The organism is Roseisolibacter sp. H3M3-2 (genome assembly GCF_029211165.1).
GTDB lineage: Bacteria > Gemmatimonadota > Gemmatimonadetes > Gemmatimonadales > Gemmatimonadaceae > Roseisolibacter.
The window spans coordinates 1-2,652 of record NZ_JARGEK010000514.1 but is presented as its reverse complement, the minus strand read 5'-3'; the positions used below and the strand labels follow the sequence as shown (position 1 = coordinate 2,652).

The 2,652-nt window shown below is 77.0% G+C and carries 3 protein-coding genes; 1 reads left to right on the top strand and 2 read right to left on the bottom strand.

The window, feature by feature from the left end; genetic code table 11:
- Window positions 1-115: 115 nt before the first annotated feature.
- Window positions 116-1,162, bottom strand: coding sequence for a 3-deoxy-7-phosphoheptulonate synthase (gene aroF / locus PYV61_RS23835; RefSeq protein ID WP_275836371.1), 1,047 nt, complete (start codon window positions 1,160-1,162; stop codon window positions 116-118).
- Window positions 1,163-1,394: 232 nt separating this feature from the next.
- Complete coding sequence (locus tag PYV61_RS23830; RefSeq protein ID WP_275836370.1) at window positions 1,395-2,159, bottom strand: c-type cytochrome; 765 nt, start codon at window positions 2,157-2,159, stop codon at window positions 1,395-1,397.
- A gap of 78 nt (window positions 2,160-2,237) precedes the next feature.
- Here PYV61_RS23830 and PYV61_RS23825 point away from each other — a divergent pair.
- The coding region (locus PYV61_RS23825; RefSeq protein WP_275836369.1) for a prephenate dehydratase domain-containing protein at window positions 2,238-2,652 on the top strand (415 nt) is incomplete at its 3' end.

Genomic DNA, 2,652 nt, shown 5'->3' with positions numbered 1-2,652 from the left:
CCACGATTTGTCTTCCTAAGACCGCTTGGCCTCCGACTTGCCCGCTCGGCGAACAGCGCGGCCAGCTCCTCGGCCACCCGCGCCACGTCGGCCCGCAGGCCGTCCAGCGCCGCCGTCATGCGGCCCACGCCGGCGCCGCCAGCGTGCGCCCCGCCGCCTCCGCGAACGGGCGCAGGCGCGCCATCAGCGCGTCGAACGCCGGCAGGTCGAGCGACTGCGGGCCGTCGCTCCGCGCCTCGGCGGGGGCGGGGTGCACCTCGACGATCAGCCCGTCCGCCCCCGCCGCGACCGCGGCGAAGCTCAGCGCCGGCACCAGGTCGGCGCGCCCGCCGGCGTGGCTCGGGTCCACGAGCACCGGGAGGTGCGTCTCCATCTTGAGCACCGGCACCGCCGCCAGGTCGAACGTGTTGCGCGTCGCCGGGTCCCACCCGCGGATCCCGCGCTCGCACAGGATCACGTCCCCGTTCCCCTGCGCCATCACGTACTCGGCGGCCATCAGCAGCTCGGCGACGGTGGCGCTCGGGCCGCGCTTGAGCAGCACCGGGCGCCCCGTGCGCCCGACCTCGGACAGCAGCGCGAAGTTCTGCATGTTGCGCGCGCCGACCTGCAGCACGTCGGCGTGCTCGGCGACCAGCTCCACGAGGCGCGTGTCCATCACCTCGGTCACGACGGGGAGCCCCGTCTCCGCGCGCGCCTCGGCGAGCAGGCGCAGCGCCTCCCGCCCCATCCCCTGGAAGGCGTACGGCGAGGTGCGCGGCTTGAACGCGCCGCCGCGCAGCGCGACCGCGCCCGACGCGCGCACCGCGTGCGCCGTCGCGCGCAGCATCCCGGGCCCCTCGACCGAGCAGGGGCCGGCGATCACGGCCAGCGCGTCGCCGCCCACGAGCACCGGGTCGGCCGCCGCGCCGAGCCGCACGCGCGTCGGCCCGGCGGCGAACTCGCGCGCCGGCAGCTTGTACGGCTTGAGCACCGGCGTCACCGACTCGACGCCGGGGAGCGCGGCGATCCCGCTCTCGGCGACGGCGGCGTCGTCGCCGATGCAGCCGACGATGGTGCGGCGGTCGCCGCGGCTGACGTGCGTGCGCAGCCCGAGCGCCTCGACGTGCTCGCGGACGGCGTCGAGCTGGGCGGGGGTGATGTCGGGCGTGGTGACGACGATCATGGCGACTCCGGGGGTGGGGGCCGGGTCGCGTGCGCGCCCGGCCGGTGGGGCGGGGCGCGAAACGGCGCCGGGCCCGCGGAGGCAAGCTCCACGGGCCCGGTGCGAGTGGTGTGTGTCGCGTCTAGTCGATCCGGTGGATCATCGACGCGCGCACGCCGCCGCGGCCCGTGGAGGGCGCGGATAGTAAAATCGGGCGGCGAGGGCGCGGGGACGCGGCGACATGGCAGGCAGACTACGGCTTCCGGCGGAGCGCGTCAAGCTGCCGGCGCGCCTGCGGGTCGTTCGGGGCGAGCTGGACGACCTTCTCCAGGCTGGCCACCGCGGCGGCCGTGTCGCGCGCCGCCAGCTGCGCGTCGGCGAGCATGCGGTGCGCGTTGGCCGAGGCGGGGGACATCTTCACGTTGAGCAGGTAGACCTTCATCGCGTCGGCCGAGCGGTCGCGCGCGCGCAGCGCCTGCGCCACGTCGCCGAGCGGCGCGTCGCCGAAGTCGTACGACGCCTGCCCGTAGTAGCGCGCGCGCAGCGAGTCGTAGCGCGCCTGCAGCCGGTCGATCCCGCCGTCCTGGTAGGCGAGCAGCAGCTCGTCGGCCAGCTGGCGCGGCTCGGTGAGGCCGCGGTGGCAGGTCGCGCAGCCGACGGCGATGTTCGGCTCGACGCGCGAGGGGAGCGGCGCGATGTGCTGCGTGTTGATCGCGCGCGTCATGCGCATCATGTGGCGCGCGATCTCCTTCTCGACCTTGTCGTCCGAGGCGTAGTCGGTCTGCGGCGGCTGCCCGGCCGCCCCCTCGACGCTCACGTGGCAGTGCGAGCAGCGCACGCCGAGCGCGCGGGCGTAGAGCCGCATGGTGTCGCGCACCGCGGCGAGCGGCATGTCGGCCGGGAGGACCTTCAGGTTCTTCGCCCGCTGCGGCTGCGCGGGCTGCGCCGCCGGCGCGGGCTGCTGCGCGGGGAGGGAGGTGGCGCCGAGGAGGAGCAGGAGGCCGAGGCAGCGTCGCATGGAGGGGGCTGTGGGTGGTGTGGGTCGATACGCAATGCGTCGCGGCCCCGTTGTCCGCAAGGGCGTTAGCTTTGGCGCATGCCCCCCACGGTGGCCTTCCAGGGCGCGCCCGGCGCGTTCGGCGAGTCGGCGGCGCTGCGCTGGCGCCCCGACGCCCGCGCGCTCCCGTGCCCGACCTTCGACGCGGCGCGCGAGCGGGCGGCGCGCGGCGAGGCCGAGGCGGCGGCGCTCCCGGTCGAGAACCGGATCGCCGGCCCGGTCGCCGAGGCGCGCGCGGCGCTCGGGGCGCGCGTCGCCGTGCTGCGCGTGGACGCCGAGGTCACCGAGCCGGTGGCGCTGTGCCTCCTCGCGCTCCCCGGCGCCGCCGAGGGCGCCCTGCGCGCGGCGCGCAGCCACCCGGTGGCGCTCGCGCAGTGCGGCGCCTTCCTCGCCGCCCGCCCGGCGCTGGCCCCCGAGCCCTGGTGGGACACCGCCGGCGCGGCGCGCGACGTCG